The 26,892-nt window shown below is 38.8% G+C and carries 22 protein-coding genes; 12 read left to right on the top strand and 10 right to left on the bottom strand.

From position 1 onward, the window contains the following. Positions 1–4: 4 nt before the first annotated feature. Positions 5–1,768, bottom strand: coding sequence for a caspase family protein (locus AC0IWT_RS15620; RefSeq protein WP_471797866.1), 1,764 nt, complete (start codon positions 1,766–1,768; stop codon positions 5–7). Between the two features lie 207 nt (positions 1,769–1,975). On the opposite strand from AC0IWT_RS15620, the gene AC0IWT_RS15615 reads away from it, so the two are divergent. Beyond that, positions 1,976–3,319: a tetratricopeptide repeat protein gene (locus tag AC0IWT_RS15615; protein ID WP_471797865.1), complete on the top strand. Its 1,344-nt coding sequence runs from the start codon at positions 1,976–1,978 to the stop codon at positions 3,317–3,319. Positions 3,320–3,337: 18 nt separating this feature from the next. Here AC0IWT_RS15615 and AC0IWT_RS15610 read toward each other — a convergent pair whose 3' ends face one another. Continuing rightward, a complete protein-coding gene (locus AC0IWT_RS15610) occupies positions 3,338–3,565 on the bottom strand; it encodes a hypothetical protein (RefSeq protein ID WP_471797864.1) in 228 nt (75 codons plus the stop codon). A 337-nt stretch (positions 3,566–3,902) separates the two neighbouring features. On the opposite strand from AC0IWT_RS15610, the gene typA reads away from it, so the two are divergent. The 5 genes from typA (at position 3,903) to AC0IWT_RS15585 (ending at position 10,340) form a co-directional block, all read left to right on the top strand. Beyond that, the gene (gene typA / locus AC0IWT_RS15605; protein WP_471797863.1) at positions 3,903–5,708 is read left to right on the top strand and encodes a translational GTPase TypA; all 1,806 of its coding nucleotides are present in this window, start codon (positions 3,903–3,905) and stop codon (positions 5,706–5,708) included. A 348-nt stretch (positions 5,709–6,056) separates the two neighbouring features. Next, complete coding sequence (locus tag AC0IWT_RS15600; protein WP_471797862.1) at positions 6,057–6,989, top strand: lysophospholipid acyltransferase family protein; 933 nt, start codon at positions 6,057–6,059, stop codon at positions 6,987–6,989. A gap of 73 nt (positions 6,990–7,062) precedes the next feature. Beyond that, positions 7,063–7,959 (top strand): lysophospholipid acyltransferase family protein, encoded by an 897-nt coding sequence (locus AC0IWT_RS15595; RefSeq protein ID WP_471797861.1) that lies wholly within the window; start codon positions 7,063–7,065, stop codon positions 7,957–7,959. A 47-nt stretch (positions 7,960–8,006) separates the two neighbouring features. Continuing rightward, positions 8,007–9,200 (top strand): serine hydrolase domain-containing protein, encoded by a 1,194-nt coding sequence (locus AC0IWT_RS15590; RefSeq protein WP_471797860.1) that lies wholly within the window; start codon positions 8,007–8,009, stop codon positions 9,198–9,200. Between the two features lie 96 nt (positions 9,201–9,296). Beyond that, positions 9,297–10,340 (top strand): hypothetical protein, encoded by a 1,044-nt coding sequence (locus tag AC0IWT_RS15585; RefSeq protein ID WP_471797859.1) that lies wholly within the window; start codon positions 9,297–9,299, stop codon positions 10,338–10,340. A 66-nt stretch (positions 10,341–10,406) separates the two neighbouring features. Here the strand turns inward: AC0IWT_RS15585 and AC0IWT_RS15580 are convergent, their stop codons facing one another. The 3 genes from AC0IWT_RS15580 to AC0IWT_RS15570 all read right to left on the bottom strand — a co-directional run bounded on the left by AC0IWT_RS15580 (position 10,407) and on the right by AC0IWT_RS15570 (position 13,279). Beyond that, the gene (locus AC0IWT_RS15580; protein ID WP_471797858.1) at positions 10,407–10,967 is read right to left on the bottom strand and encodes a type 1 glutamine amidotransferase domain-containing protein; all 561 of its coding nucleotides are present in this window, start codon (positions 10,965–10,967) and stop codon (positions 10,407–10,409) included. Positions 10,968–11,153: 186 nt separating this feature from the next. Beyond that, on the bottom strand, positions 11,154–11,900 hold the full coding sequence (locus AC0IWT_RS15575; RefSeq protein WP_471797857.1) for a glycosyltransferase family 2 protein: 747 nt from the start codon (positions 11,898–11,900) through the stop codon (positions 11,154–11,156). 107 nt (positions 11,901–12,007) lie between these two features. Then, positions 12,008–13,279, bottom strand: coding sequence for a glycosyltransferase family 4 protein (locus AC0IWT_RS15570; protein WP_471797856.1), 1,272 nt, complete (start codon positions 13,277–13,279; stop codon positions 12,008–12,010). Positions 13,280–13,363: 84 nt separating this feature from the next. Between AC0IWT_RS15570 and AC0IWT_RS15565 the strand changes: the two genes are divergently transcribed. From AC0IWT_RS15565 to AC0IWT_RS15555, 3 genes are all read left to right on the top strand, one after another. Beyond that, entirely contained in the window at positions 13,364–14,758 is a 1,395-nt protein-coding gene (locus AC0IWT_RS15565; RefSeq protein ID WP_471797855.1) for a DPP IV N-terminal domain-containing protein, read from the top strand. Positions 14,759–14,916: 158 nt separating this feature from the next. After that, positions 14,917–16,554, top strand: a complete 1,638-nt coding sequence (locus AC0IWT_RS15560; protein ID WP_471797854.1) for a S41 family peptidase — start codon at positions 14,917–14,919, stop codon at positions 16,552–16,554. Positions 16,555–16,800: 246 nt separating this feature from the next. Continuing rightward, on the top strand, positions 16,801–17,547 hold the full coding sequence (locus AC0IWT_RS15555) for a class I SAM-dependent methyltransferase (protein ID WP_471797853.1): 747 nt from the start codon (positions 16,801–16,803) through the stop codon (positions 17,545–17,547). Position 17,548: 1 nt separating this feature from the next. Here AC0IWT_RS15555 and AC0IWT_RS15550 read toward each other — a convergent pair whose 3' ends face one another. From AC0IWT_RS15550 to AC0IWT_RS15530, 5 genes are all read right to left on the bottom strand, one after another. Continuing rightward, positions 17,549–19,000, bottom strand: a complete 1,452-nt coding sequence (locus AC0IWT_RS15550; RefSeq protein ID WP_471797852.1) for an alpha-L-fucosidase — start codon at positions 18,998–19,000, stop codon at positions 17,549–17,551. 49 nt (positions 19,001–19,049) lie between these two features. Beyond that, entirely contained in the window at positions 19,050–19,952 is a 903-nt protein-coding gene (locus AC0IWT_RS15545; RefSeq protein WP_471797851.1) for a glycosyltransferase family protein, read from the bottom strand. Between the two features lie 198 nt (positions 19,953–20,150). Next, on the bottom strand, positions 20,151–20,912 hold the full coding sequence (locus tag AC0IWT_RS15540) for a class I SAM-dependent methyltransferase (RefSeq protein WP_471797850.1): 762 nt from the start codon (positions 20,910–20,912) through the stop codon (positions 20,151–20,153). Positions 20,913–20,929: 17 nt separating this feature from the next. Further along, on the bottom strand, positions 20,930–21,577 hold the full coding sequence (locus AC0IWT_RS15535; protein WP_471797849.1) for a class I SAM-dependent methyltransferase: 648 nt from the start codon (positions 21,575–21,577) through the stop codon (positions 20,930–20,932). Continuing rightward, the gene (locus AC0IWT_RS15530; RefSeq protein ID WP_471797848.1) at positions 21,574–22,893 is read right to left on the bottom strand and encodes a flippase; all 1,320 of its coding nucleotides are present in this window, start codon (positions 22,891–22,893) and stop codon (positions 21,574–21,576) included. Before AC0IWT_RS15530 ends, AC0IWT_RS15535 begins: the two co-directional genes overlap by 4 nt. Before the next feature lie 111 nt (positions 22,894–23,004). Here AC0IWT_RS15530 and AC0IWT_RS15525 point away from each other — a divergent pair, with 111 nt between their 5' ends. From AC0IWT_RS15525 to AC0IWT_RS15515, 3 genes are all read left to right on the top strand, one after another. Next, positions 23,005–23,904, top strand: a complete 900-nt coding sequence (locus AC0IWT_RS15525) for a hypothetical protein (protein ID WP_471797847.1) — start codon at positions 23,005–23,007, stop codon at positions 23,902–23,904. Positions 23,905–24,079: 175 nt separating this feature from the next. Continuing rightward, on the top strand, positions 24,080–25,360 hold the full coding sequence (locus AC0IWT_RS15520; RefSeq protein WP_471797846.1) for a replication-associated recombination protein A: 1,281 nt from the start codon (positions 24,080–24,082) through the stop codon (positions 25,358–25,360). Between the two features lie 57 nt (positions 25,361–25,417). Beyond that, complete coding sequence (locus AC0IWT_RS15515; protein WP_471797845.1) at positions 25,418–26,890, top strand: DUF5687 family protein; 1,473 nt, start codon at positions 25,418–25,420, stop codon at positions 26,888–26,890. Positions 26,891–26,892 lie beyond the last annotated feature (2 nt).

The raw sequence follows: 26,892 nt of genomic DNA, 5'->3' as shown, positions 1-26,892 counted from the left end.
ATCTTCACCGTTTCGAATAGGTGTTTATCCATTGCGTTCCTCTGCTGCGAATTGCGGCATAACTTAGTTGCTGTATGCTTTTGCCGAGCAAGGCCAACTGTGGTTTACTTAGTCGCAAACTGGAAAAGGTTATTTTATCTGCCCAAAAAATTACGTCTGCGTTCTTTTTTACGTTAACATCTGCAGGTAAAGGCTTCCGGAAACTGAAAACAAATTTTGGGTTGTTATTATCAACTGATTTTGTTGCATAATTAACGTATAACGCAAAATCTGCCTCGCCGGGAGTGTTTACGAGTTTGATGCTCTGTTCCTTACTGAGGTTAAATTTAACTACGTTCGCAATATCTGATGGCAAAGCCATCAGTACAAAAAATTCGTTTTGTTTTACAATCTTCGAAATCTCCAGACCTGAATTTTTCTGATTACTGAATAAGAAAGTCGCTGCGGCTCGGTTGTCGTTGAAGTTAAAATAGTCCTGATAAGTTTTTTCTTTTGTAAAGGGCAAAACCTGCTTGTTAAACAAATCCATATACGCTGCCGATTTTAGCGTTGATGCAGGTATGTACATTTTTATTATTGGTTTGGATGTTCGGTACCTGTCTGACATAAATAAGGTGTCGCCATTTTCAATTTTAACGTTTGGGTAAACTAATCCCGTAGCGCTATCAGTATACACTTTTGAGATTGTAAAACGTGTTGCCTTATTTTTCGTTATAAAAATGTTTCCAACCATAACGTCGTCTTTAGCACCAACATCTACAGTCAATTTGCCAGGCCGGGCGTTAATTACCCTCGTTTGAAGTACCGGAATTGTTTTCTGAACGGGTAAGCCTATAAAATTTAATTTATCCCGCGATAATGTATCGTACCGAAAACCAGGCCTTTGCTGTAAATTCTGCACAACATCGATATCATTTTTTATCCTTGCAATAACTTCTGCAAGCGTTAGATCGACATTGCTCTTCTCAAAAACATTTATAACTGCTTTCGTAAAAGCGCCATGCGGTTTGCCACCTTCATCCCAAATTTCTACGGCTTTTTGGGCCCAGGAGCAGGCGGCCAAGTTTGCGAAACGGGAATTCCGTGTTTCTGAGGGGCGAGCTATTACAGCTTGATCATTTACTGTAAGCGTTTGGTTAAGTTTGTAAGACCTTAAATCAATTACGCCAACCGGAACCGTTTTGTTTGTAACAACATCTACTTTGCGGTAAGGATTATGATAAACAGGTGGTGGAGGCGCCATAGACATATTTTCGCTGTAACAACAATCCAGAATTGAGGTGAGCGTTACTTTGTTTTGTACGAAACGGTTAAAAAGCAGTTTGAGGGTGTTATCTCTAACCAGACATTCATAGTTGGGTGTATATAAATCGCTCATGCAAATGGCCTGATTATAACCTTGCTTTACAAAATCTAATTTATTTCCGGGGTTGATAGTATAAATGCCGTGCCCGCAAAAAAAGAAAACCGCAACATCCCCAGGTTTACTTTTTTCGAGGATATTCTCCATTGCATCTATAAATGTTTTCTGAGTCGCTTGCGCATTAAGTAATGTTTTTACATTTTCTTTCGGGAAAGAAAAACGGTTTATTAAAAGCGATTTCATGCTTATGGCATCATTTACGCAGCCTTTTAAACTGTATTTGGCACTCTTTACACCGGGCTTATCGTAATACTCATTTATGCCAACAATTACTGCATATTTATTTTGGGCAAAGCCCGATAAACAGGAAGGCAACAACAGGAATAAAAGCAGAAATATTTTCATTTTGGGATGATTAAAATTAGATGGATCGCGTGTAAAAAAGCTCGGGGGAAGGTAAAAGATTACGACCGGAAAATATGCGAAAGAATTATAGCGCTAACTCTAAATATTATATTAAATTTAATACATAATTCCCTAAAAATGAAATTAATAGCGCTGTTCTCACTGTTTTTTTTTATCTCAATTTCGTGTTTTTCTCAAAAGCAAGTTTTGGATAGTTTATATAAAGATTTGGCTGCCCAAAAAACAGATACCGGGCGGGTTAGCATCTTGTACGATTTAAGTTATTCTTATCATAAGTCGAAACCCGATTCTGCCTTAATTTTAGCCCAGCAGGCTTATAAACTGGCTAAAAAGAGTAAATTTCTAAAAGGTGAATCCTGGGCGTTGAATGGTTTGGCAAACGCTTTTCATTCCCTGCATAACTACCCCAGGGCCATCGAATATTTTATTGAAGAACTTAAAATTCATGAGAAGAGGGGAAAGCCGAAAAACATGGCAAACACTTATATTAGTATGGCACTGGTTTATAGCAGCGAAGAAGAGTATAGCAAGGCGCTGGCTTATGCGTTTAAGGCTGAGGATATTGCAAAGAAAAATCGCTTTGCTGATCTTATCCTGTATTCAAAACTTAACATTGGAGATATTTACGAGAAATCAAACCAGCTCTCGCCGGCAATGCTTTATACCCACAGCGCTTATGAACTTTCTCTGCTCCAAAAAAACGACCTTATAACGGGCACATCACTCAACAATCTTGGGAACATCTATTTTAAAAGAAAGGATTACGCAAATGCCTTAAATTATTATAAAAAAAGTGTCCCTATCTTAGAAAATGTGAGCGATTTAAATACTTTGGCTGAGTGTAATTTGGGTTTGGCAAGAGTTTATAAAGCGCAGGGAAAGAAAGATTCGGCAATCTACTTTGCTAAAAATGTTTACGATTTGGCAATAAAAAATGAGTTTTTTGCCAGGGCGGTAGATGCTGGTACATTTTTGTCGAAGTTGTACAAAGAAGACAATAAAATTGATAGTGCATTCGCTTATCAGGAATTAACTGTCAACCTATCAGATTCTATCGACAGCAAAGAAAGAGCTAAAGAAGTGCAGAGCATTACAATTGCTGAAGAGTTTCGGCAAAAGGAAATAGAGGAGGCGAAGATTAAGGAAGCCGAAGATAGAAAACAAAAATTACAGCTGCTTGCCATTGGTATATTTATACCAATTTTATTTTTTGTGAGTATTTTTTTAAGCCGGAGAAAAGTGCCTAAAAGAGTTATAGAGTTTTCAGGGGTTGTTTCTTTGCTGATGCTATTTGAATACCTAACGTTGTTCATTCATCCCTTTGTGGCTGAAAAATCTCATCATTCGCCAATAATAGAGATTATTGTTTTCGTTATTATTGCATCGCTATTAACCCCAACGCACCATCGCGTTGAGCATTGGTTAATAAATAAGTTAACTAAAATCAGAGAACAACATCAGTTAAACCGCCAGGCGCTAGTTAAGAAAGACGTGGATGATACACCTGGATCAGAAATCGAAAACGACTGAAAACTCTATGTTAAAAAATTAATTTTTAACAGCAGGTGGCGCTTGTCCGGCTCTGCCGCCAGTGTCTGTTGTGTCTGCCATCTTTTTCGACATTGAACTCGTGCTGTCAACAATTGTAGTATCAACCGTTGTGGTTGTAACAACCGTGTCAGTTGTGTCTGCCTTTTTTTCGCTGTTGCAGCTTTGAAGAGATAGCGCACATACTGCCATCATGATAACACCTGAAGTAATAATGGTTTTTTTCATAATTAATTTAGAATTAGGGTTTATTGAAGTTACAATTTTATTTTCATTATAAAGCGTTGTTTCTCATTTGGTTAAGCAAGGTTTAAGGACTTCGCGGAAATAGCAATCTTTTGGTAAAAGCAGGTCAATTTCCGGCTATTTTAAGTTCATGCTTCGTGCCCATCATAACGGTTCGTATTTCACTGGGGCATTCGGCAACAGCATCATGGATTGAACAGATTGGTTTTGTTGTTAAAAATGAGACAATTACAACATTATCATCCTATTAAATAGTGGACGATATAGTAGAAAATCCATTTCTAAACACTATCTTTGCGCCAAATTTGAGGCGCATTTTATGCAAAAGATTAGAAATATAGCTATTATAGCACACGTTGACCACGGTAAAACCACGTTGGTTGATAAGATTTTACATTCTTGTTCTATTTTTCGTGACAACGAACAAACAGGAGATTTGATATTGGATAACAACGATTTGGAACGTGAGCGTGGCATCACAATCGTGTCGAAAAACGTATCTGTTCAATACAAAGACGTAAAAATTAACATTATTGACACTCCTGGTCACGCGGATTTTGGCGGCGAAGTAGAGCGTGTTTTAAAAATGGCCGATGGTGTACTTTTACTTTGCGATGCTTTTGAAGGTGCAATGCCTCAAACGCGTTTCGTAACGCAAAAAGCTTTGGCACTTGGTTTAAAACCGATTGTGGTTGTAAATAAAGTGGATAAAGAAAACTGTCGCCCTGAAGAGGTTTATGAGCAAATTTTCGAATTATTTTTTAACCTCGAAGCAACTGAAGAACAATTGGATTTCCCTGTTATTTACGGTTCATCTAAACAAGGATGGATGAGTACTGACTGGCAGAAACCAACAACTGATATTTTCGCATTATTAGATGCTGTTGTGGCTAACATTCCGCCTGCACCAATTAATGATGGTACTTTACAAATGCAAATTACTTCGTTAGATTATTCATCTTTCGTAGGTCGTATTGCAATTGGCCGTGTTCACCGTGGAACAATTAGAGAAAACCAGCCGGTTACTTTAATTAAACGCGATGGCAAAATTGTTAAATCGAGAGTAAAAGAACTTTATACTTTCGAAGGTTTAGGGAAAATCCGTACTACTGAGGTAGCCTCTGGTGATATTTGTGCTGTTGTAGGTATTGACGGTTTTGATATTGGTGATACCATCGCTGATTTCGAGACACCAGAACAATTGCCTGTAATCAGCATTGATGAGCCGACAATGAACATGTTGTTTACCATTAACAACTCTCCGTTTTTTGGTAAAGAAGGTAAATTAGTAACGTCTCAACGTATTAAAGAACGTTTGTACAAAGAGATGGAGAAAAACTTAGCTTTAAAAGTTATCGAAACTGCATCTCCGGATTCATGGTTGGTTTACGGTCGTGGTATTCTCCATTTATCGGTTTTAATCGAAACCATGCGTCGCGAGGGTTATGAAATTCAGGTTGGTCAGCCACAGGTTATCGTTAAAGAAATCGATGGTAAAAAACATGAGCCGATTGAAACATTAATCGTAGATGTACCGGGTGAAGTTTCTGGTAAGGTTATCGAATTGGTAACTCAGCGTAAAGGTGAGTTGTTAATTATGGAGCCAAAAGGCGATTTACAACACTTAGAATTTGAAATTCCATCTCGTGGTATTATCGGTTTACGTAACAACGTATTAACTGCTACTGCGGGCGAGGCGATTATGGCACACCGTTTCAAAGCTTACGAGCCTTGGAAAGGAACAATTCCTGGTCGTTTAAACGGCGTTTTAGTTTCAATGGAAAAAGGACAGACAACTGCGTATTCTATTGATAAGTTGCAAGATAGAGGTCGTTTCTTTGTTGATCCGGGAACGGATGTTTACGAAGGTCAGATTATGGGTGAGCACATTCGTGATAATGATTTAGTAGTAAACGTTGTTAAAGGAAAAGCATTAACTAACATGCGTGCTTCTGGTACAGATGACAACACGCGTATCGCACCGGCAATTAAATTCTCATTAGAAGAAGCAATGGAGTACATCCAGGCTGATGAATATATTGAGGTTACACCTGCAAGCATGCGTTTACGTAAAATTTTCTTAACAGAACAAGAACGTAAGGTTAAAGGAAAGCAATTCGCTTAAGCCTTTCAAAATAATTTCAAAAGCCCCGATGTAAATCGGGGCTTTTTTTGTTTAGTTAATTTCTAAACGAAGCTTCTCAAAACCCCTCACCGAATCCTAGCTGGCAGCGGAGTACTCAATTCCATCCTTTTAACAGCAAGCCTTAACAACTGCCTGGTGCGTTCCAAAAATATAACGGAAGTACTATTTCTTATCAACAACGTTAAAAACCCGGAATTCTTAATCAATCGATTGATTTTCTGTCAGTGCTTTTTCATAAAACTTTTAAGAGTAAAAAACTAACATTTCCATGGCAGTCGGGTTTAAACGGACATTTAATTTTGCTTGCAACAAACTAATCACCCTATTATGATTAATAAGAGCCTATCCTTTGTGGGGATATTTTTATTAAACGCACTTTCTCTTTTGCCACTTTCTCTGCTTTATAGATTAGCTGATGCTTTTTATTTATTGATTTTCTACGTCGTTAAATATCGCAGAAAAGTGGTGAAGGAGAATTTATACAATGCATTTCCTGAGAAAACGTCGGTAGAACTGAACACTATAGAAAAAGAATACTATAAGTTCCTTTCCTCCTTGTTTATCGAAATTATTAAAATGAAAAGCATTTCAAAAAAAGAACTTCAAAAGCGGGTGAAATTTAAAAATGCTGATTTAGTTGAAGCCTATCTTCAAAATAACGAAAGTGTGCTTTTTTGCTCTTCCCATTACGGTAATTACGAATGGGTTTGCATGGCCATTGGCTTAAATTTTTCGGGTCAGCATTATCCAATCTACAAACCACTCAGTAGCGAAAAATTTGATAACTGGTTTTTAACCATGAGAAGTAAGTTTGGTAATAACATGGTAGCCATGCGCCAAACCCTGCGTGCTATTCAGGCTAGCAAAAATACGGCAAGCATGTTTACTTTCGGTAGCGACCAGGCTCCATCAAAAGAAGAATCCATCTACTGGACAAAGTTTCTAAATCAGGAAACTTCTGTGCAGCTTGGCATTGAGAAGATAGCGAAAAAAACAAACAGGCCAATATTTTACTTAAAAATTAATTACCTGAAACGTGGCTACTACGAAGTTGATTGCGTTCCAATCTGTTTAAATCCAAAAGCAGTTTCTGAGTTCGAAATAACTGAAACACATACGCATTTTCTCGAAGAGATGATTAAAAACCAACCGGCGTACTGGCTCTGGAGCCACAGACGGTGGAAGTATAAACCAGAAGTTAAGTTGCCAAAAATTCAATTCGGCGACTTAAGTAACGAGTCGCTTTTAAGTCTTTCGTAAGTTCAATTAACCACCCGAAAAACTTTCTGACTACATGGTTTTGTAGTAATTTTGTTTGTAAGTACCTGGTGATATGATTAAGAAGGGCTTTTCTCACATAGGAATATTTTTTTTGGGCGTATTGTCAACACTGCCTTTATCCGTTTTGTATCTCATCTCAAACGGAGTTTTCATCTTGCTTTACTATGTATTTGGCTACCGCAGAAAAATAGTACGTTCCAATCTTGTAAAGGCGCTGCCTGAGAAAAGCCTTGACGAAATCATAATCATCGAAAAACGATTTTATAGGTTTCTCTCTGATTTGATTTTTGAAATTTTGAAAATGAACAATATTTCGAAAGCCGAAATAAGGAAACGATTTGTATTTCATAACAAAGAACAGATAGAAAATTACTTCGCCGAAGGAAAAAGTGTGTTATTTTGTTCGGCACATTACGGTAACTGGGAATGGGGTACGCTAGGTATTGGCCTTAACTTTTCTGCAGATCATTATCCAATTTACAAGCCATTAAATAACCCTGTTTTCGATCATTGGTTTAAAAAAGTAAGGAGTCGTTTCGGAAATAAATTAATTGCAATGCGACAAACTTTGAGGGCATTGCAAGCCAGTAAGATCCGGCCTAGTATGTTCAGTTTTGGTAACGATCAGGCGCCATCAAAAGACGAATCCCATTACTGGACAAGCTTTATGCACCAGCAAACATCAATACAGTTGGGCATTGAAAAGATTGCAAAAAAAACTAATCAGCCAATTTTTTACCTGAAACTGAGTTGCGTAAAAAGAGGCTATTATGAGGTAGATTGCGTTCCGTTGTGCCTAAACCCAGCCGAAACGGCTAAATATGAAATTACCGAATTGCATACCAGGTTTTTGGAAGAATTAATTAGAAATGAGCCGGCTTATTGGCTTTGGAGCCACAGGCGTTGGAAATACCAGCCCAAGGCAACGCTAACGACAACTGCCGATTAGTAAGCCTGCTGAAGAAAGGCTTATATTTGCGGTTGTATTGAATGCCAATGAAAGTCTTTAAAAAAATCGTCTTCTCTCTTTTTCTGCTAATCATTATTGTTTTTGGCGCCTTGTTTGCCTGGCAGCCTTATTTATTTAGGGTTTTAAAATACCGAACGCCAGATGCTGCAACATATAAAGAATTTCCTCAGGCTTTAGTGCGAAAAGGTGATTCCGTTTTTCATTTTCATCGTGCTAAAGACATGAGAAATGATCTGGATACATTGAAAGTTCAGGATGGCGAAAATCGACTTGTTCCATTCGAAGATTATTTTACGAAAGGAAATTTAAATGCTTTTCTGGTTATTAGAAATGATAGCGTTTTGTATGAAAAATATAGTGCTGGCTACTCAGATAGTACATTAACCTCTATTTTCTCTGGTGCAAAAAGTATGGTATCTATTTTATTGGGCAAAGCATTGGCAGATGGAAAAATAAAAAGTTTAAATGATAGGGCAACAACGTACATTCCTGAATTAAAGGCTAATTCAGCTTTTAAATATATTACCATAAAAAACCTGCTGGATATGAAGTCTGGTCTCGAGTTTCGGGATGCGCTCGGCGGGATTGTTCAGGCATTTTTTTCTGATGAAGCAAAATACTACTATACCCATGATATGAAGGCCGAGCTGATGAAAGTTAAGCTCGTAAATGCGCCAGGAACGGTGTGGAAATACAAAAGTATCGACCCGATTTTACTGGGTTGGGTTTTAGAGCAGGCAACCGGGCAAACGGTTGCCCAGTATTTCGAGAAAAATATCTGGAAAAAAATAGGTGCAGAACACAATGCAAGCTGGGGCTTGGATCATGTAAATGGATTGGCAAATACAGCAAGTCGTTTTCAGGTAACGGCGGTTGATTTAGCCAAAGTTGGCCGCCTATATTTGAATTTAGGCCGCTACAATGCTAAACAAATTATACCGGAAGAATGGGTGAGTGAATCTACTCAACTCGGAAATGAAAAGGCCTCATCCGCAAAAGGCTGGCAAAAGTCTGCTCATCATCATCTCTGGTGGATTCCGCAGGAAGGCGAACATGGCGACTATGCGGCAGAGGGAATGCTTGGCCAGCGGCTTTACGTAGACCCGAAAACGAATACCATCATCGTTCAGTTCGCCGAAAAAGGCGCAGGCAATTATCCGTATAGAAAGATAAGCCGCTATTTGGCCGGCTTGCCATTTCGCTATCCGAAAGCTGAATAGAGAGATTATGCACCGGCCAATGTGTTAGGGTTTTCTTTGCCAGTTTTTCTGCATCGCTTTTGTGGTAAAAAAATTAAAACGCTACATTGCTTATCAATGGAAAACGAAGATGTAAAAATCCTTAAAAAGAAGCCGATTTTTCCGGTTACCACGGCTTTGCAGAAATACTTGCGCACCTACCAGCGAGAGGCGAAATTACCCATCGGCTACAATGATTTAATGCAGTTTAATGAAGCTTTCCCGTTGATGGATAAGCTTGGCAAAGATTCCCTTTGGGAAGGACCAATTTATGCACAGGATTTAATCGAAAATCTTCATAACGGATTGAAAGAAATCTATGCGAATTTAAAGGCATCAGGCAACCTCCGGATTGTTGAACATAAATATATCGACAAAATAGAATATTGCACCTTCGGAAATACACACCCGTTTCGAATAAGAATTGTAAATCGCCTTAACGATGTCTACGATTATTTTTACATAAAAAAGGCTGATGCTTCGAGAATTTATGGCTTAGAGCTCGAAGAAATTCTATCCCCAAATCAGGTAAATTACCTTGTGGATGGCGATACCTTAGTTGAAGAACATATTGCCGGAATACCTGGCGATGTGTTTACGAAAGGACAGCTTTACTCACCCGAATTTAACCCGACACGTATTGCAAAGGAGTTTGTAAAATTTAACGAACGCTGTTTAATTATGCTTTTGGGTGATATGAGAGCCTATAATTTTGTAGTGCAAATAACGCCAGATTTCGACGACATTCAGTTTCGGATCAGGGCGATAGATTTCGACCAGCAGTTTTATGAAGGAAACTTAAAAGTTTATTTACCTCAGTTTTTTAAGGAAAATTTGCCTTATGTAAAAATGAGTATGGAACAACTAACTGAAAAAACGGTTTTGCAATACCAACAGGAGGAACGCTCATCAATTGTTCATCGGGTTAGAAGCGAGCGCCACAGACTTACAGATTTGCGTGATGTATCTAACAAAGATGAACTGACAACGGCAGAAAATATCGCCCTGCTCAAGCAATCCATGGCTAGTTATTTTAAGGATAATAGCTATTTGAGATGCCATACAATGACAGATATCATTGAGCTCAATATTAAAAACATCATCAGGCAGGTAAAGCTTTAAAATAAAAACGGCCGGTTAATTTAACCAGCCGTCTTTTGAGTAATTTAGGAGAACGTTCAAAGCGTTTTAGGCATGTTGGCCTTCATGTACACCTTCTGCAAATTCCTCAACAATTTTATCGTTAAATGCAGGCAAATCTTTCGGCGTACGACTTGTAACCAAACCCTGGTCTACAACCACTTCCTCATCAGACCAATCTGCGCCAGCATTGATCAAATCTTGCGAAATATTCTTTACCGAGGTCATTTTTCTACCCTTAACCACATCGGCATTTATTAAAGTTTGTGGCCCATGGCAAATTGCGGCAACAGGTTTGCCAGCCTCAAAGAAAGATTTTACAAATTTAATGGCATCTTCGTTTACACGTAACTGATCTGGATTGATAACGCCACCTGGCAAAAGCAAACCATTATAGTCATCGGCACTGGCTTCTGCTATTGTCTTATCCACATCAACTTCTATCGACCAGTGATCCTGATCCCAGGCTTTGATTTTTCCGCTTTTTGAAGAGATAACGTGAACAGTAGCCCCTTCTTCTTTTAACCTTTTTACTGGTTCGGTTAATTCAACTTCTTCAAATCCGCTTTCTGAAAGTACAGCAATTGTGCGGTTACTTAATTGTCCCATAATCTTAAATTTTAATAGATAATGTATTTAAGACAAGGCAAATGAATATATTGTTTTCAAAATTTGGATAATTGCTAAAGGCACACTCAATTCGAAACTCTCGAATAAACGTCAATTTGAGCAAAGCATCGGAAAAAACCACAGCGAACACGTGGAGGTTAAGATCAGTTTGAACAAATTGATTTGTTAGTCGTTCGTTCTACGATGTTTCGCAAAATAAAATACCAGGTTGCCTGCAATAATAATATGGTTTAAAATATTCGGAATCAATCCATAATATTTGGTGAAGATTTTAAAACGCTCTTTAAGGCTTTCACGATGTTTTTTCTTGCTCATTCCACCAACAAGATATCTGGCTACGTAACGGTGCACATTTACAATGCTCGATGATTTTTTGGCTGCTTTAATTATCCAGTCGATATCGGCACTATACTTGTATTTTAAATCGTAAGGTTCGGTTATACTTTTTTTTATATAAATAGCCTGGTGACTGATGTTCATCCCGTATTTGAAACTTGTCCAATCGAATTGTTCAGGCGCTTCATGTCTGCGCCGGCCTAAACTTTCCCAATTATCATTATACATTTCCGTTTCACCATAGTAAATATCCGCTCCGGGAGTAGAAGCGAATACCTCTTCAACAGTATGTTCATCGTAAATTTCGTCACCAGAATTCATGAACATAATATAGTCTCCTTTTGCCATCGCCAGCCCTTTGTTCATCGCATCATAAATGCCTTTGTCGGGTTCTGAAACAACCTTTGAAATCTGTGTTCTGTATTTGTCGATAACTGCCATCGTACCATCGGTCGATTTCCCATCAATTATTATGTATTCTAGATTTTTATGCGTTTGATTTAAAACAGATTTTATCGTTCGCTCAATATCTCGAACGTTATTATACACGATGGTGATTACGGTTAATGCAGGCATGCTATTCCATTAATTTTTGTCAGAGAGCGTAGAAGCGGGATAACATTGCTGAAAACTTGCCGCTTTGAGCGCCTTGTTGTTGTTGGTTGGCTCTTAAGTTTTTTCATTTATTTTGGTTGCAAATCAATCAGTGTTTCATACAAATGAATGTGTTCGGCGGCGATAACTTCTTCCGAAAATTCGGTCAGAATAGTCAGCCTGGCTGCTTTTTGAATTTCCTCTTTATTTGGGCGATGATAGAGCCACTCAATTCCATTAGCCAAATCTTCTGCACTTTGATATGCTGCGAGGTAGCCATTTTTTTGGTGTTTAACCATATCAGGAATACCTCCAGTTGTGAAAGCAATTACCGGCGTAGCGCAAGAAAGACTTTCCATTACGGTATTGGGCAAATTATCCTCGAGCGATGGGGTTATAAAAGCATCGGCGGCAGAGTAACATTTTGCCAGGTGCTCATCTTTATTTATGGTGCCCAAAAACGTAGTTTTAAAAGGGAATTCGGGCATCTCGGCGTTTTCTTTGTTACCGAATATAACAAGCTCAATTGTGTGTTTATCAATTCCTTTTCTTCTTGATAAAATTTCGAGCGCTTCAACCAGATAAGGTGTCCCTTTATGTTTATCATTTTTCGAAGGCATAAAACCACTCATCAACACAAATTTATCCGGATTAATTTTCAGGATTTTTTTCGCCTCTGTTTTTACGTATGGCTTAAAAATTTTGGTTTCTATCGTGTTTGGAATTACTGATGTTTTCCGGGTACCCAACAAACTACTAAACTTTACCGATCTAGCCATCCAGTTGCTTGGCGCAACAATATGAAAATTTAAAGCGGTGTAGGCTTGTTGTTTCCTCAGCCAGGTTTTGTGCGAAATATCATCTTTATTGCTGAGCTTTAAGATAGGGCAGTTACCACATTGTTGATAGAAATTTTCGCAACCATAACGAACATGGCAGCCACCGGTAAAAGCATTACTATCATGAAAGGTCCACACAATTGGCTTTTCCAGCTCATCAAGTTCCGCCAAAAATTTTGGAGTTAAAAAGCCATGATTTATCCAATGAAGGTGAATAACATCGGCACTTTTCACCTCCGGATGATTCTTTATCGAACGGCCAAACCATTGTAGACTAAAAGGCGTTTTAACCGATTTGCTAAGCCATTTTGCATAATATCTTTCCGACAGGATGTTGAAAACAGCTTTGGCTTTTTGAAACGGCGATTTACTGAAAGTATCAACAACTGGATTTTGCCCGAATTTATAATACACTAAAACTTTCGAATCGATTCCATTTGCTTTCAGGGCGTCGCTAAGGCGTAAACAGGCTCTTCCTGCGCCGCCATTTCCATCGTAAGTATTTAGGTGTAAAATCTTCAAATCAATTCAAAAATACATTTTATTGTTTACGAATATAAAATCTGTTGCGTATTTTCAACTTTCCAAAGCCAAACAAACAATATCATGATTAAAATCATACTAAAATCGCTAGCTGCAATAGTATTTTTGTTGCCTTTACACGCGTTTGCTCAAAACCAAACTTATTTCGCTGCATTTCCTGCTTTAACGCCCGATGCGCAAACAATAGTATTCAGCTATGATGGCGACATCTGGAAAGTGCCTGCGAAAGGTGGTCTTGCTTCAAGAATTACCGCAATGCAAGGTGAAGAAATAAACCCGAAAGTTTCCCCTGATGGTAAATGGATGGCTTTTTCTTCCAATCAGTATGGAAATTATGATGTTTACATAATGCCTTTAGCTGGTGGCGACATTAAACAGTTAACTTTTAATGATGCTGCTGACGAGGTTGATAACTGGAGTTGGGATTCTAAAACAATTTATTTCACCTCGGGCAGGTTCAATTCTTTTTCAAGTTATAAAGTTGGCATAGCCGGAGGAACTGCCGTTCGCTTGTTCGAAAACTATTTCAACACCACTCATCATGTTGCAGAGGCTCCTGATGGTGAGTTGTTTTTTAGCGATACGTGGGAAAGTTATCGTTTCGCCAATCGAAAGCATTATAAAGGGGCCTATAATCCTGATATACAATCTTATAATTTAAAAACCAAAACATATAAACAATACACAAATTATATTGGTAAGGACTTTTGGACAAGCGTTGATGCTAAAGGAAACGTCTATTTCGTTTCTGATGAGGGCAATGAAGAATACAATCTATATACATTTTTAGGCGGAAAAAAGACTGCACTTACCAATTTCGATACATCGATTAAACACCCCTTTGTATCAGCTAACGGAACAACAGTTGTTTTTGAAAAAGATTATCAGCTTTATATCTATGATGTTGCAACTAAAAAAACGGAAAAAGTAAACATCAGCACATCACGGAATCAGATTTTAACTAAGGCGCAGGAGTATGATGTTAAAGGTAATATTTCGGCGTTTGATGTTGCTCCCGATGGTAAAAAAATAGCCTTTGTTTCTCGTGGAGAGCTTTTCGTTAGCGATGCCGACGGAAAATTTATCCGTAAAATTACCAACAGCGGCGAACGGGCAATGCAGTGTAAGTGGCTTGCAGATAATAAAACGATTCTGTTTTGCCAAACGTGGAACGGCTACCAAAACTGGTTTACTATAACCGGTGATGGCAAAGGAACCCCTAAACAGCTTACAAAAGATAAGGCAAACGACCGCGATATTACCCTGAATAAAACCCGGACAATGGGCGCTTATTTAAGCGGCAGAAATGAGTTGAAGCTTTTGGATTTAAAAACATTTGAAAGCAAAACGTTGGTTACAGACGAGTTTTGGGCGATTCAAAATTCGACACCAGGTTTTTCTCCAAATGATGAATACGTGCTTTTTACCGCCTATCGCAATTTTGAACAAGATAATTAGTTTATAACATCAAAGGCAATAAAACCATCAACCTTACAAATACTGGTGTTACAGAAACCGCTCCGGCTTGGTCGCCAGATGGGAAATACATTTATTTTACCAGCGCCAGAACCGATCCTTTTTACCCTTCCGGAAGTGAAAATGTTCACATTTATCGCATGGCGCTCAACAATTACGATGCACCTTTCCGTTCAGATAAATTTGATGATTTATTTAAAGAAACTGCTCCTGAACCTAAAGATGTAAAGCCTGCCGTTACAGATAAAAAAAGCGCTAAAACTATCGATACCGCTAAAAAGAAGACCGAAGTCAAAGCAACACCGAAACCTGAGAACATCATCACCATAAACACCCAAAATATTCTGGATAGGGTAGAACTGGTTAGTCCGGGTTTTGGCAGCCAGTTTGGCACAGATGTTTTTGCTAAGGGCGATAAAACTTATGTTTTTTATTCTTCTAACCACGAGGGCGGGAAAACAGGCTTATATCGTACCACAATTGAGCCATTTGAAGCCAATAAAACGGAAAAGGTTGGCGACGGTGATGACATCAGCATTATCCAGGTTGCCGATAAGTTTTTTACACTTGCTGGCGGTGTTATTAATAAATACAACCTCGACGGTAATAAACTGGATAAGATTGACCATGCGTATAAGTTTGCGAGAAACCTGAATGCTGAATTTAACCAGATGTTTTATGAAACCTGGGTTGGTTTGGACGAAAATTTTTATGATGAAAATTTCCATGGAGTAAATTGGGAGAAGATGAAAACCCGTTACGCAGCTTATCTGCCATACGTTAATAATCGGAGTGATTTGAGGTTGCTGCTGAACGATATGTTGGGCGAATTAAACTCTTCGCATATGGGCTTTAATAGCACAGGCGCCGAAGAACGCAAAAACCTGAATTACATTACCAACCAAACGGGGATTATGTTTGACAACGAAAATCCATATAAAGTGGAGCGAATCATTGCTAAAAGTAATGCATCGTACAATGGTGTAAACATTCTTCCAGGCGATGTTTTAATGGCTGTAAATGGAACTCAGGTTGATGAAAAAGCTGACCGCGATTTCTATTTTAGCAAACCATCTTTGGATAAGGAGATAACCTTAACCTTTTCGCGTGGCGGAAAAAATGTCTTCGTAAACATCCATCCGCAGGGTTCTGCTGCGTTAAAAAACAATCTATATGATGAATGGATTGCAAAAAACCGTCAAAATGTAGATAAATGGGGCAACAATCGCATTGCCTATTCTTACATGAAAAATATGGGTGCGGGAGAGTTAGAGCGGTTTTTGTTAGATATGGTAGAGCAGGAGGAGCAAAAAGACGCCATCATACTAGATTTGCGCTACAACACCGGTGGAAATGTTCATGATGCAGTACTAAAATTCCTTTCTCAGAAACCATATTTAAAGTGGAAGTACCGTGGCGGAAAAATGGCGCCACAAAGCAATTTTGGTCCGGCGGCAAAGCCTATTGTTTTGCTGGTTAACGAACAATCGTTAAGTGATGCGGAAATGACCGCCGCGGGTTTTAAGCAATTGAAATTGGGTAAAATTATTGGAACTGAAACTTACCGCTGGATCATTTTTACCTCGGCTAAAGGTTTGGTTGATGGTTCTTCTTACCGCTTACCATCATGGGGCTGTTATACAATGGATGGCAAAAACATTGAAAAAGAAGGCGTAAAGCCAGATATTTTTGTAAAAAACAGTTTCGAAGACAGGCTTGCGGATAAAGATCCACAATTAGAAAAAGCCGTGGCAGAAATTTTAAAAGATTTGAAGTAATGGTATCGAATCCTTGATGAGTTAATATATTCGAAGAAATCTTGCCTTTTTGCATTCAAAAAAAGCTCAAAAATTGATAGCTGAATTACAGGTGAATCCTGAAGGAAAACTGGCAAGCCGGAGCTGAAGAAATATGGTTTGGCTGGTTAATACTCCAGAAGAATTTCCCAAAGCTTTCCTTGATGTAATTGTATTAGCCTGTATCTTCAAATTTTTCCGTTTCTTTGGCCTTTGGAATTATTTAACATGGCAAATTTATTAACCGACAGAGCTTTTTGGGTAAATTATTGGGAGCGTAAAAAAGGACTTGCGGTACAGCTACCATCAAATTATCTGTTTCATCGCCAACTGGCAGATGTTATAGAGAAGCATAACGTAAAAACTGCAATCGAACTTGGTGGTTTTCCAGGTTATTATGCCGTTTTTTTAAAAAAATATTTTAAACTGGATGTAACGCTTCTCGATTATTTCGTACATCCGCCTGTGGTTAATGAGTTACTTCAAAAGAATGATTTAAGTGCTAAAGACATCCATATTATTGAAACCGATTTGTTTAATTACGAACCCGAACAGCAATATGATTTAGTGCTTAGTTGTGGTTTAATTGAACATTTTAATGATACTGCAGACATCATTAATCGGCATATCGCTTTTGTAAAGCCCGGCGGAACGCTGTTTATCACGCTACCGAATTTCAAGGCTGTAAATGGCTGGTTTCAAAAAAACTTCGACAGGGAAAATTACGATAAGCACAATATCAATAGCATGAATCCGGAATTGCTAAAATCGATTTGCGAAACAGCGGGTTTAAAGGATGTTAAAGCAGGCTATTTTGGTCGGTTTAGTGTGTGGCTCGAAGATGAGTCTCAAAAATCAGCAGGCGTTCGTTTATTTAAAAAAATGGTTTGGGTTAGCGGGAAAATCTTCACAAAACTTATTCCCTTCGAAAGCCAAGGCTTATCGCCATACATTATTTTACAAGCCAGAAAATAAATTAGTCTCTTTTTTTATAAATCCCAAACTCACTTAAAGTAATACAAACCGGCGATTTGGTAATATTTAGCCTTACTTTGGTTGTGCTAACCGGTGTTTCCAGTTTGATTAATCTTTTTGCCCCGATACTCGTTCCGTCAAAAACTTTTTTCCAGCTATTGTTCTCAAAAATTTCAATGTTGTATGCTTCAATTCTTTGGCCAAGCGGTATGTACTCCTGCAGGCTGATGATGTCGAAAGTTTTGGTCGCTTTTAAGTCGATTTCTATACTTGCGGTACGAACATCATCTTTAGTTGCCCAATAGCTGTTTCTATTTGCGTCTAAAATTTTCGAAACTCCATAAGTTTTCCCTCTGCTATTGCTGGCCGTAATTTGTGCAGTTTTAGCCAGGTTATTTGCAAAAGTGTGGGCAACCATATCTCCAAAAGCTTTTAGCGCCGCAACATCATCTTCATGCAACTGGCCGCGTGTATCGGGTGCTAAGCCCAAATCTAATCCGGCACCCCGGCCAACACTTTTCAGGTATAAATCAAACAAAGTCTCTGGTGTTTTTGGCATTTCTGTCGGATGATAGAACCATCCTTTTCTAAGTGGTACATCACATTCGGCGGGCATCCAGAACTTGCCGTTTCTAATACCCATCGGGCTTTGCGGATAATTTGCCTGACCCGGAACAGCCACGTTTTTGCCCTCGGGCGGAAGCGGCGTAAAGGTTTCCCAACTGGTCTCTGCCGCGTTGCCATCTTCATTGCCAACCCAACGGATATCAAGGCCAATATCGCTAAATATATTTGCCATTGGCTGCATTTTTCTGGTAATTGCCCAGGTATTATTCCAGTCGTAGTAAGTTGTATTATCGATAGAGCGTTTTTCTTTTGCGCCACCGTAATAGCCATCGCCACCGTTTGCGCCATCATGCCAGCTCATAAAAAGAGAGCCATAGTTGCTATAAAGTTCTTTAAGTTGCGCCTGATAAATGGCTAAATATTCCGGAGTACCGTATTTGGCATTATTTCTATCCCATGGAGAACAATAAACACCGAAACTTAAGCCGTTTTTTCTAACAGCCTGCTCAATCTCTTTAACAAGGTCGCCTTTTCCACCTCTGAATGGACTTTGCGTAATATTATAAGCTGTGGTTTTTGTTGGCCAAAGAGCGAAACCGTCGTGATGTTTTGCCACGAGAATAATTCCCCTTAAACCGCCGGCTTTCGCAGCTTTAATGATTTGTTCTGCATTAAAGTCTGTTGGGTTAAAAGTTTTGGGATCGGCGTCTCCAAATCCCCATTCCTTGTTTTCGAATGTAGTTGGCGTAAAATGAATCAAACCATAAACTTCAATGTCGTGCCAGGCAAGCTGCCTTTTAGACGGTAAAGCTCCATAAGGCTTTGGCGCATTCTGTGCCTTTACCAGTATCGAAACTGAAAGAAGTAGTATCGTTATCCATTTCATAAAGCAAAATTTAAAAACTTAAAGATGGTCAGATTATTTGCAATGGTTGTTATTTATTGATTTTTTCTATCAAGAACCGTTTAATCCTGTCCCATAAACTTCCCTTTCTGTTGGCTAAAAACAATTTTATTACCTGATAAGCCTGTTCATTTTCTTCAATAACCTCCGGAAACTCAACAATTGGTTTCGGGTTAATGATAACATTGTAAATGTCATTTATACCAGAGTGAACCCCGCTACCATCGTGACCAATATTATTTACCAACGATTGCGATGGATTTAACGTTAGGCCGCCTTTTAAGAATATAGAGGCATACCATCGGATTGCCCAGCTATTATTTTTACCATTTTTGAACTCCTGCATTTGCTTCCAGAAATTCATAGTATTATCAATGGAAAATGCCGATTTCTTTTTGCTGTCGAACTGGCTTAATAATGTGTCGATATTTGGTTCGAAGTGTTTCCACGCTCTTGCCCATGTTGCCCATCCCCAGCTTGTTGCGGCCCTGTAAAAAAACGACTGAGGTAAACTTTCAGCTTTAATGGGGTACATGTAAGCACCAATGTGCATCACTTTTTCCTCTTCTTTATATCGGGTTAAACCATCATTAAAATAAGTAAGTGTATGTGGGGAAGTTATCAAATCGTCTTCAAAAACGATAACCTTGCCGTAATCGTTTATCAGTTGTGTAACTCCGGCTATAATGGAATTGGCTAAACCCGCGTTCGATTTTCGTTCGATAACTTTAACAGATTTAAAACCATCAACATTGTTAATTATTGATCTAACCTCTGCCACTTTATCTTCCTCTTGTTTGGTTTTAGCGCCGTCAGAAAAGATGTAAAGCCGGCTTTCGGCAGCCAGTTCGTTTTGTTGCAAAAATTTTAAAGTCCGCTCCGTATGTTGTGGGCGGTTGTAAACGAAAAGTGCTATCGGGGCGGGGTTTTGCATTGTTGTTAGTCTTTCACCATTTAAGGAATGTAGGTTCCGGTTAAGGCAATATTTTAAAAAATTCGCTCGCGTAACTCATTTGCAGCGGTTTTTAACCTTCCTCGAAGATATGATTTGAATTTAAATTTATCATTAAACCCATCGGCTGATTTAATAGTTTCATCCAGGGTAAAAGTTGTGCGATAATGTTCTCCCCAACTAAAAAATATGCAGGTTCGAATCTGACTTTTGTGTTAAAACCGTATAAGCATTAGCAAATTGTTCCTGTTTCTTTCTGCCAAGGAAATTCCCCAAAGTCTTTTTAATGCGATATTCCAATTCGATTTTTAAGTTTTTGGTAAATGTTTTAGGTGCCTTTTTGTTAACGAATTCATTAAACTTAACGGTTTCGGGGGCGGTCATAGAAACTTTATCTTCTAAAATTTCCAATCCCTCACTCTGCAACAAAAAACGTAACGATGTTGGCGTATACATGTTTATGTGGCCATAATCTAAAAAGTGTTTCATTCTGTTATCCACACCAAAACGGTAATCTTTTGGCACTTCAACAACAATATGTTTGGCAACTCTTTTTAACTCTCTAAGCAAGATTCTTTCATGCTCTACATGTTCCAAAACATGCGCGAGAATCACCAAATCGAAAGCATCATCTTCATAAGGAATTTTATAGCCGTCGAAGGTTTGGGCGTCTTTTAATAAAGAAAGCTTTCTTTCCATAATTATATCAACACCGCTTTGCGCAATCTCGAGTGCATATAATTCGGGCGCAAATCTCCATTCGTTTAAGAAATGAAGAATACTTCCGTCGCCTGCCCCAACTTCTAAAACCTTTTTCGGCTTAATGCCTTTACAAACATCAATAATGTTTTGGGCTTTATATTTTGCGCCAAGCATACGCCAGGCAACATCGCTGTTTGTATAAAAATTATCGTACGCGGTTTTTACTTCTTCACTAATCATATGTTAAAGTTTGAAGATTAAATGCCCAAACAGTTGTCCGCTTTATAAAAAACAGAGGTTGCTTTTTCGTAAAATAAACCCGGAGAAATTCCGCTGAAACTGATTTCTTTAAAACCCTGGTTTTTCAACAAAACTCTCGCCGCATCGTAAACACTACGTTCGCTGTCGTCTAAAACCAACACACCGTTTGATGACAAAGCCTCGACGCTATATTTGCAGCAATTTACCCGGTCACGGCCATCAACAATGATAATGTCGAACTTCTTTCCAAGCGAGGTGGCTTTCTTCGCATATTCGCCGTCACGTTCTAGATGGCAAAAAATCATTTCCGCATTAGCCGGACTGCTGTTTTTCACATTGTCGAACCAGCCTTCATCGTGTTCAACAGAGGTAACCGAGCCGGCTCTTTCCGCATAGAAAATAGTCGAGCTGCCTGAGCCATATTCAAAAATATGTTGCGACTTGTTGATTCTTTCTTTTATAAAATCAATAAAAGAATAGGTTACCCATGGCAGAGCGTTTCCCGCTCCATCTACAGCTTGCCTTTTATCAAAAGCGGTGAACCAGCCAATGCTGTTTAAATAGCCTTTATGGCCGTAAGATAGTAATGCTTTAAGCCTGTTTGGCTTAGCAATTAGTGTTGTTAATGCTTTTAGAGTACTCAACGTGTTGATATTTTTTGAAATGCGGTGACCAAAAATAACGATTTTAACATCATTATGCCTTGTTGACGAGTTTTTGGAATTAACAGTATAAAAAAGGTAGAAACAAAGCAAGCTATTAGTGTAGCAATTGATGCGCCAATGCCTGCATATTTCGGAATTAACCAGAGGTTAAGCAAAACGTTTACCAAGGCCCCGGCGGCTGTACGGTAAAACGCAATTTTTGTGTAGCCTTCGGCGATTAAATACTGCGAACTAGCACTGCCTAAAAACACAAATATTCCAGACCAGATATGAATGGAAAGCATTGCACCTGCGCCTTCGTATTTGTTAGAGTATAGCAAATGAATGATGAAATTAGCAGTAAAACTAATAAAGATGCCAACCGGAAGGCAGATGTATACCAGTAAATCGTATAAGTTGCCTAACCTTTTATGGTAGCGTTCCAAATCCGTTTTCCTGGCATTAACCAAGGCCGGAAATACTGAAGTTACTATAGCAACGGGAATAAAATACCATGCCTCGCTTAGGTTTGCTGCGGCACTGTAAATGCCAACCGCCTTGCTGCCAACTCCCTTAAGCATTACTACGTCGATTTTCATATAAATGGAAACCATTACTGCAGATAAAATTAAAGGTGAAGATTGTCTCAGGAGTGATTTTGCCCTGCCGGAATCAAAATTCCACTTAAAGATATCAAAACCTCTTTTATGATAAACGATAATTAAGCCGAGTGCCAGAATAAATCCATCAAATACCAGAGCGCATACAATGTATATTAATGGCAAACCGAAGTAGATTAAAATTAATTTTACGGCTGCCGAAATAATTAAACAAATATTTTGAACCTGAACAACGTATTTAGATTGAACCTGCGATTGAAAATAAGCATCAATAACGTTAAATGATTTAAAAAAGGAAGCCAGTGCAAGCAAGCCTACCATTACCGTTAACGGTGCACCGGGGCTTGAAGATAACTTATGGCTAAAATAGTAAATAGCCATTGCCAACGGAATGGCGGCGGCGTTTGTAACTATTCTCAGCCAAAGCGAGGTGCCTAAAATTTCATCCCTTTTAGAAGGTTCTTTGATAATTTCTCGTATGATAAAGGTATCGAGACCTAACGCCCCAACTGCAGCTAAAATGGCCACCAGTGAAAGGCCGAAATTTAGATCGCCAAACAAATCAGGGCCTAAATACCTCGCGATGAATAGCCCGACGATTAAGCTTAGTACCTTTCCAAACATTAACCAGCCTGTATTTTTTAGATACTTGTTAAATGCTTCTTCATCAAAACCTTTTATGGCAGGTAATTTCATCAACGCAAAGATGTAAAAAAATGTTTGTCGCTTTACAGTCTATGTTACAATCTGTGCATAAAACATTTAGGCGAAATAAATCGTTGATAAAAAGAACCAAAATAATATGTTATGAAACAATATCAAACTATTGCCTGCATGGTATGCTTTTTTTTGACACTTTCAGCTTGTAAAAAAGACAACACCGTTACCCAGGGAACAGATAAGCAGGAAACCTGGCAAGAGCATTGGTTTGAACACAATCAATTGCTTACTAATGTTTTTTCTAACGATGATTTGAAGGTTTTTTATGATAATGATGTTAATAAATCCGTAAAATGGCCGAATGATTATTTAACCAAAGTTTGGCAGTATACAAAAACGGTTTACGGCAACTTCGGTGCAGATAAACAATTGTATGCCATCTTTCATACCGCAAAGTATTCAGGCGGGCATCCATCTAATTATTTTGAAGCCAGTCATGACAATAGAAATGTTATCGACATTGGTCTCCTCGATCCGAAAGCCTGGGAAGGATTTACCGCCGGCGAGATTGACATCGTTACACATGAAGTAGGCCACATCGTCGAATTTGCTTCTAAAGGGAAACATAATTCACCCGCTTTTAAAATTTGGGGCGATAGTAAATGGATGGAAATTTATCAGTATGATGTTTATAAAAACCTTGGTATGGCAGCCGATGCCGTACGCTGGTACAACAAATGCATGGCCACAAGCGATAACTTTCCGAAAGCAAATACGCAATGGTTTAAGAACTGGTTTTATCCAATTTATTCAAACAATGGAGGGACAGCGGCTTTAAACAAATTTTTCGTTTTGTTATCTCAAAACTTCCCCGCAAGCGGTACTGAATATACCAGGGATATGAACTTTGGAGAGTTTGTTCACTTCTGGAGTGGTGCTGCAGGCGTAAATCTTAAATCGCAAGCAACAATAGCTTTTGGCTGGACAACAGAAATGGAAAATCAATTTAACAAAGCCAGAACCGATTTTCCAAGCATCAAATATTAACAGGAGTAGAATCTGTTACTACGATTTAGGGATATTACCCGCAGAATTACAATTCCATTTTGCGAGCAATAAGTTCTGTAGTTTTTACACAAACAGCTCCACCAACTAAGGTAGTTTTAGCGATTCGGACTTGCAAGAGTATGCTACAAGGAGCATTTTTTATATATTTACCATTATGCAAAACCAAGCTCCGTTAGCAGAAAGAATGCGCCCGCAAAACTTAGATGAATACGTTGGGCAGAAACATCTGGTGGGCGCTGGTGCTGTTTTGCGTAAGGCTATTGAAAGCAGCCAGTTACCATCGATGATTTTTTGGGGGCCACCCGGTGTTGGCAAAACAACACTGGCTTATATTATTTCGCAAGCGTTAGACAGGCCATTTTTCAACCTCAGCGCAATTAATAGTGGCGTCAAAGATATCCGCGAGGTAATTGACAAGGCAGCTGCCTTAAAAGATAGTTTCCTGGGTTTGCCGATCCTGTTTATTGATGAGATTCATCGGTTTAGTAAATCGCAGCAAGACAGTTTACTTGGTGCTGTAGAACGTGGCTTGGTTACCTTAATTGGTGCAACAACAGAAAACCCATCTTTCGAGGTGATATCAGCTTTGCTATCCCGTTGTCAGGTTTATATTTTAAAATCGTTAACAGAAGATGAACTTGCTGGTTTACTCGAAACTGCCATAAAGAAAGACGCGGTTCTTGCAAAAAAAAGCATCACCATTAAGGAACATGAGGCCCTAATCCGCTTAAGCGGGGGAGATGCCCGAAAGCTTTTAAACGTACTAGAAATTGCAGTGAACGGTATTGGTGGAGATAAAATAACTTTAACCAACGAAAGTGTACTTGCGCATGCGCAACAAAATCTGGCCCTCTATGATAAAGCAGGCGAGCAACATTACGATATCATTTCCGCCTTTATAAAATCTATCCGCGGAAGCGATCCAAATGCTGCAGTTTATTGGTTAGCAAGAATGATTGAAGGCGGTGAAGACCCATTATTTATCGCCAGAAGATTATTGATTCTTTCTTCGGAAGATATCGGAAACGCAAATCCCAATGCTTTGTTACTGGCAAATAACTGCTTTACGGCGGTTAACGTTATTGGCTATCCTGAAGCAAGAATTATTCTGTCGCAGTGTGTAACTTACCTGGCCAGCTCGGCAAAAAGTAACGCATCTTATGAGGCCATAAATCAGGCACAGGCCCTGGTAAAGCAAACCGGCAACCTACCCGTTCCCCTACATATCCGTAACGCACCTACCAAGCTTATGAAAAACATTGGATATGGGAAAGATTATAAATATTCGCATAGCTATGAAGGAAATTTCGAACCACAGGAATATTTGCCTGATGAAATAAGCGGCACTAAACTGTACGATCCGGGCAAAAATCCGGCAGAAGAAAAGCTTCGTGAAAAATTAAAGCAAAACTGGAAAGATAAATACAACTATTAGCTGTAACATTTAAGCCAAAACAAATACTAATTAATAGAACTAATACCTAAACTATATATGTTGAATACTTTTTTAAGCCATCAATGGAAATCATTCTGGCGTTCGAGGAATCGGGGCAGTAGTATTGCCGGGCAAATTGTTCTCGGCTTTTTTATGCTTTATTTTCTTGTGCTTGCCCTCGGTGCAGGTTTTGGAATGCAATTCATTTTGCCTAAAATATTCCCCAATCAAGATGTGATAAAGAGCTTTAATGGCTTAATTCTGTACTATTTTGCGCTCGATTTTATTATGCGGCTGCAACTTCAGGAGCTACCAACCTTAAGCATTATTCCCTACCTCCATTTAAAAATTTCGAGAAGTAAAATCATCAATTTCCTTAATGTTAAGGCACTTTTTTCAGCTTTTAACCTTTGGCCATTTTTTCTGTTCTGGCCATTTTGCTTCATGAAAATTGCGCCAACTTATGGCGCTTTCCCAACGTTAATGTATATTGTTACCATCCTTTCGTTATCTGTTTTTAACAATTACCTGGCCCTTTACATTAAGCGTAAATCTATTAGCAATGTACTTTATACACTTGTTGGCCTGGTAATTTTCGCTGCCCTTTCGGCACTTGAATATTACAAAGTGATTTCGGTAATGGCCGCTTCTGATTACGTTTTTAAAACTATTGCGGCAAAACCCTACATCGGTTTCATTTTTACGTTGGGAGCCATTGCCATTTTCTACATAAACGCTACCTTCCTTCGTAAAAACTTGTATACTGAGGAGTTAAGCAGCAAACAGGAGAAAAAGGCGAGTACAGATTATGCATTCTTAAACCGTTTTGGCAAAGTAGGTGAACTTGCCGCCCTCGAGCTAAAGTTAATTCTTCGCCACAAAAGGCCCCGTTCTTCGGTTATTATGGGGTTTTTCTTTCTCTTCTATGGATTTATCTTCTACAAAGAAAAGGCGATAGACAGAGATGCGTTCGGGCAAATGATGTTCGGGGCAATTTTTATGACAGGCATTTCCATAATTATTTATGGCCAGTTTATGTTTGCCTGGCAAAGTGCCCACTTCGATGGAATCCTTGCCAACAAAATCAATTTTAAAGATTACATAAAGGCCAAGTTTTTGCTTTTTACAATTGGCTGTACCGTGATTACTTTGCTTGCCAGTTTTTACGGCTTTTTAAGTCCTAAACTCTTATTGCTCCATGTTGCCGCTTACCTCTACAACATAGGCTTTGGAACTGTTGTGGTGCTTTATCTGGCAACTTTAAATTATAAACGGTTAGACATTACCAAAGCGGCAAGTTTTAATTATCAGGGTACGGGTGCAACCCAATGGTTATTAATGTTTCCTTACGCACTTACGCCGATATTAATTTATGTTCCTTTCGGTGCGCTTGATATGCCTTACTGGGGCTTAATTGCCGTTTCCATTTTTGGCCTGGCCATGCTTTTGATGCGTGGATTCTGGGTTAATTACATTGCAAAAAGATTAGAATTACAACGTTATAAAATAGCCGAAGGCTTTAGAGAATAATT

Source organism: Pedobacter sp. AC464 (genome assembly GCF_979253075.1).
Note: the sequence above shows the minus strand (reverse complement) of the source record. Positions and strands in the feature narration are given on the sequence as shown.

Bases quoted from the DNA above. Each gene is read 5' to 3' on its own strand.
- AC0IWT_RS15620 (WP_471797866.1), bottom strand. From the start codon at position 1,768: ATGAAAATATTTCTGCTTTTATTCCTGTTGTTGCCTTCCTGTTTATCG.
- AC0IWT_RS15610 (WP_471797864.1), bottom strand. From the start codon at position 3,565: ATGAAAAAAACCATTATTACTTCAGGTGTTATCATGATGGCAGTATGT.
- typA (WP_471797863.1), top strand. From the start codon at position 3,903: ATGCAAAAGATTAGAAATATAGCTATTATAGCACACGTTGACCACGGT.
- AC0IWT_RS15600 (WP_471797862.1), top strand. From the start codon at position 6,057: ATGATTAATAAGAGCCTATCCTTTGTGGGGATATTTTTATTAAACGCA.
- AC0IWT_RS15595 (WP_471797861.1), top strand. From the start codon at position 7,063: ATGATTAAGAAGGGCTTTTCTCACATAGGAATATTTTTTTTGGGCGTA.
- AC0IWT_RS15590 (WP_471797860.1), top strand. From the start codon at position 8,007: ATGAAAGTCTTTAAAAAAATCGTCTTCTCTCTTTTTCTGCTAATCATT.
- AC0IWT_RS15585 (WP_471797859.1), top strand. From the start codon at position 9,297: ATGGAAAACGAAGATGTAAAAATCCTTAAAAAGAAGCCGATTTTTCCG.
- AC0IWT_RS15580 (WP_471797858.1), bottom strand. From the start codon at position 10,967: ATGGGACAATTAAGTAACCGCACAATTGCTGTACTTTCAGAAAGCGGA.
- AC0IWT_RS15575 (WP_471797857.1), bottom strand. From the start codon at position 11,900: ATGCCTGCATTAACCGTAATCACCATCGTGTATAATAACGTTCGAGAT.
- AC0IWT_RS15565 (WP_471797855.1), top strand. From the start codon at position 13,364: ATGATTAAAATCATACTAAAATCGCTAGCTGCAATAGTATTTTTGTTG.
- AC0IWT_RS15560 (WP_471797854.1), top strand. From the start codon at position 14,917: ATGGCGCTCAACAATTACGATGCACCTTTCCGTTCAGATAAATTTGAT.
- AC0IWT_RS15555 (WP_471797853.1), top strand. From the start codon at position 16,801: ATGGCAAATTTATTAACCGACAGAGCTTTTTGGGTAAATTATTGGGAG.
- AC0IWT_RS15550 (WP_471797852.1), bottom strand. From the start codon at position 19,000: ATGAAATGGATAACGATACTACTTCTTTCAGTTTCGATACTGGTAAAG.
- AC0IWT_RS15545 (WP_471797851.1), bottom strand. From the start codon at position 19,952: ATGCAAAACCCCGCCCCGATAGCACTTTTCGTTTACAACCGCCCACAA.
- AC0IWT_RS15540 (WP_471797850.1), bottom strand. From the start codon at position 20,912: ATGATTAGTGAAGAAGTAAAAACCGCGTACGATAATTTTTATACAAAC.
- AC0IWT_RS15530 (WP_471797848.1), bottom strand. From the start codon at position 22,893: ATGAAATTACCTGCCATAAAAGGTTTTGATGAAGAAGCATTTAACAAG.
- AC0IWT_RS15525 (WP_471797847.1), top strand. From the start codon at position 23,005: ATGAAACAATATCAAACTATTGCCTGCATGGTATGCTTTTTTTTGACA.
- AC0IWT_RS15520 (WP_471797846.1), top strand. From the start codon at position 24,080: ATGCAAAACCAAGCTCCGTTAGCAGAAAGAATGCGCCCGCAAAACTTA.
- AC0IWT_RS15515 (WP_471797845.1), top strand. From the start codon at position 25,418: ATGTTGAATACTTTTTTAAGCCATCAATGGAAATCATTCTGGCGTTCG.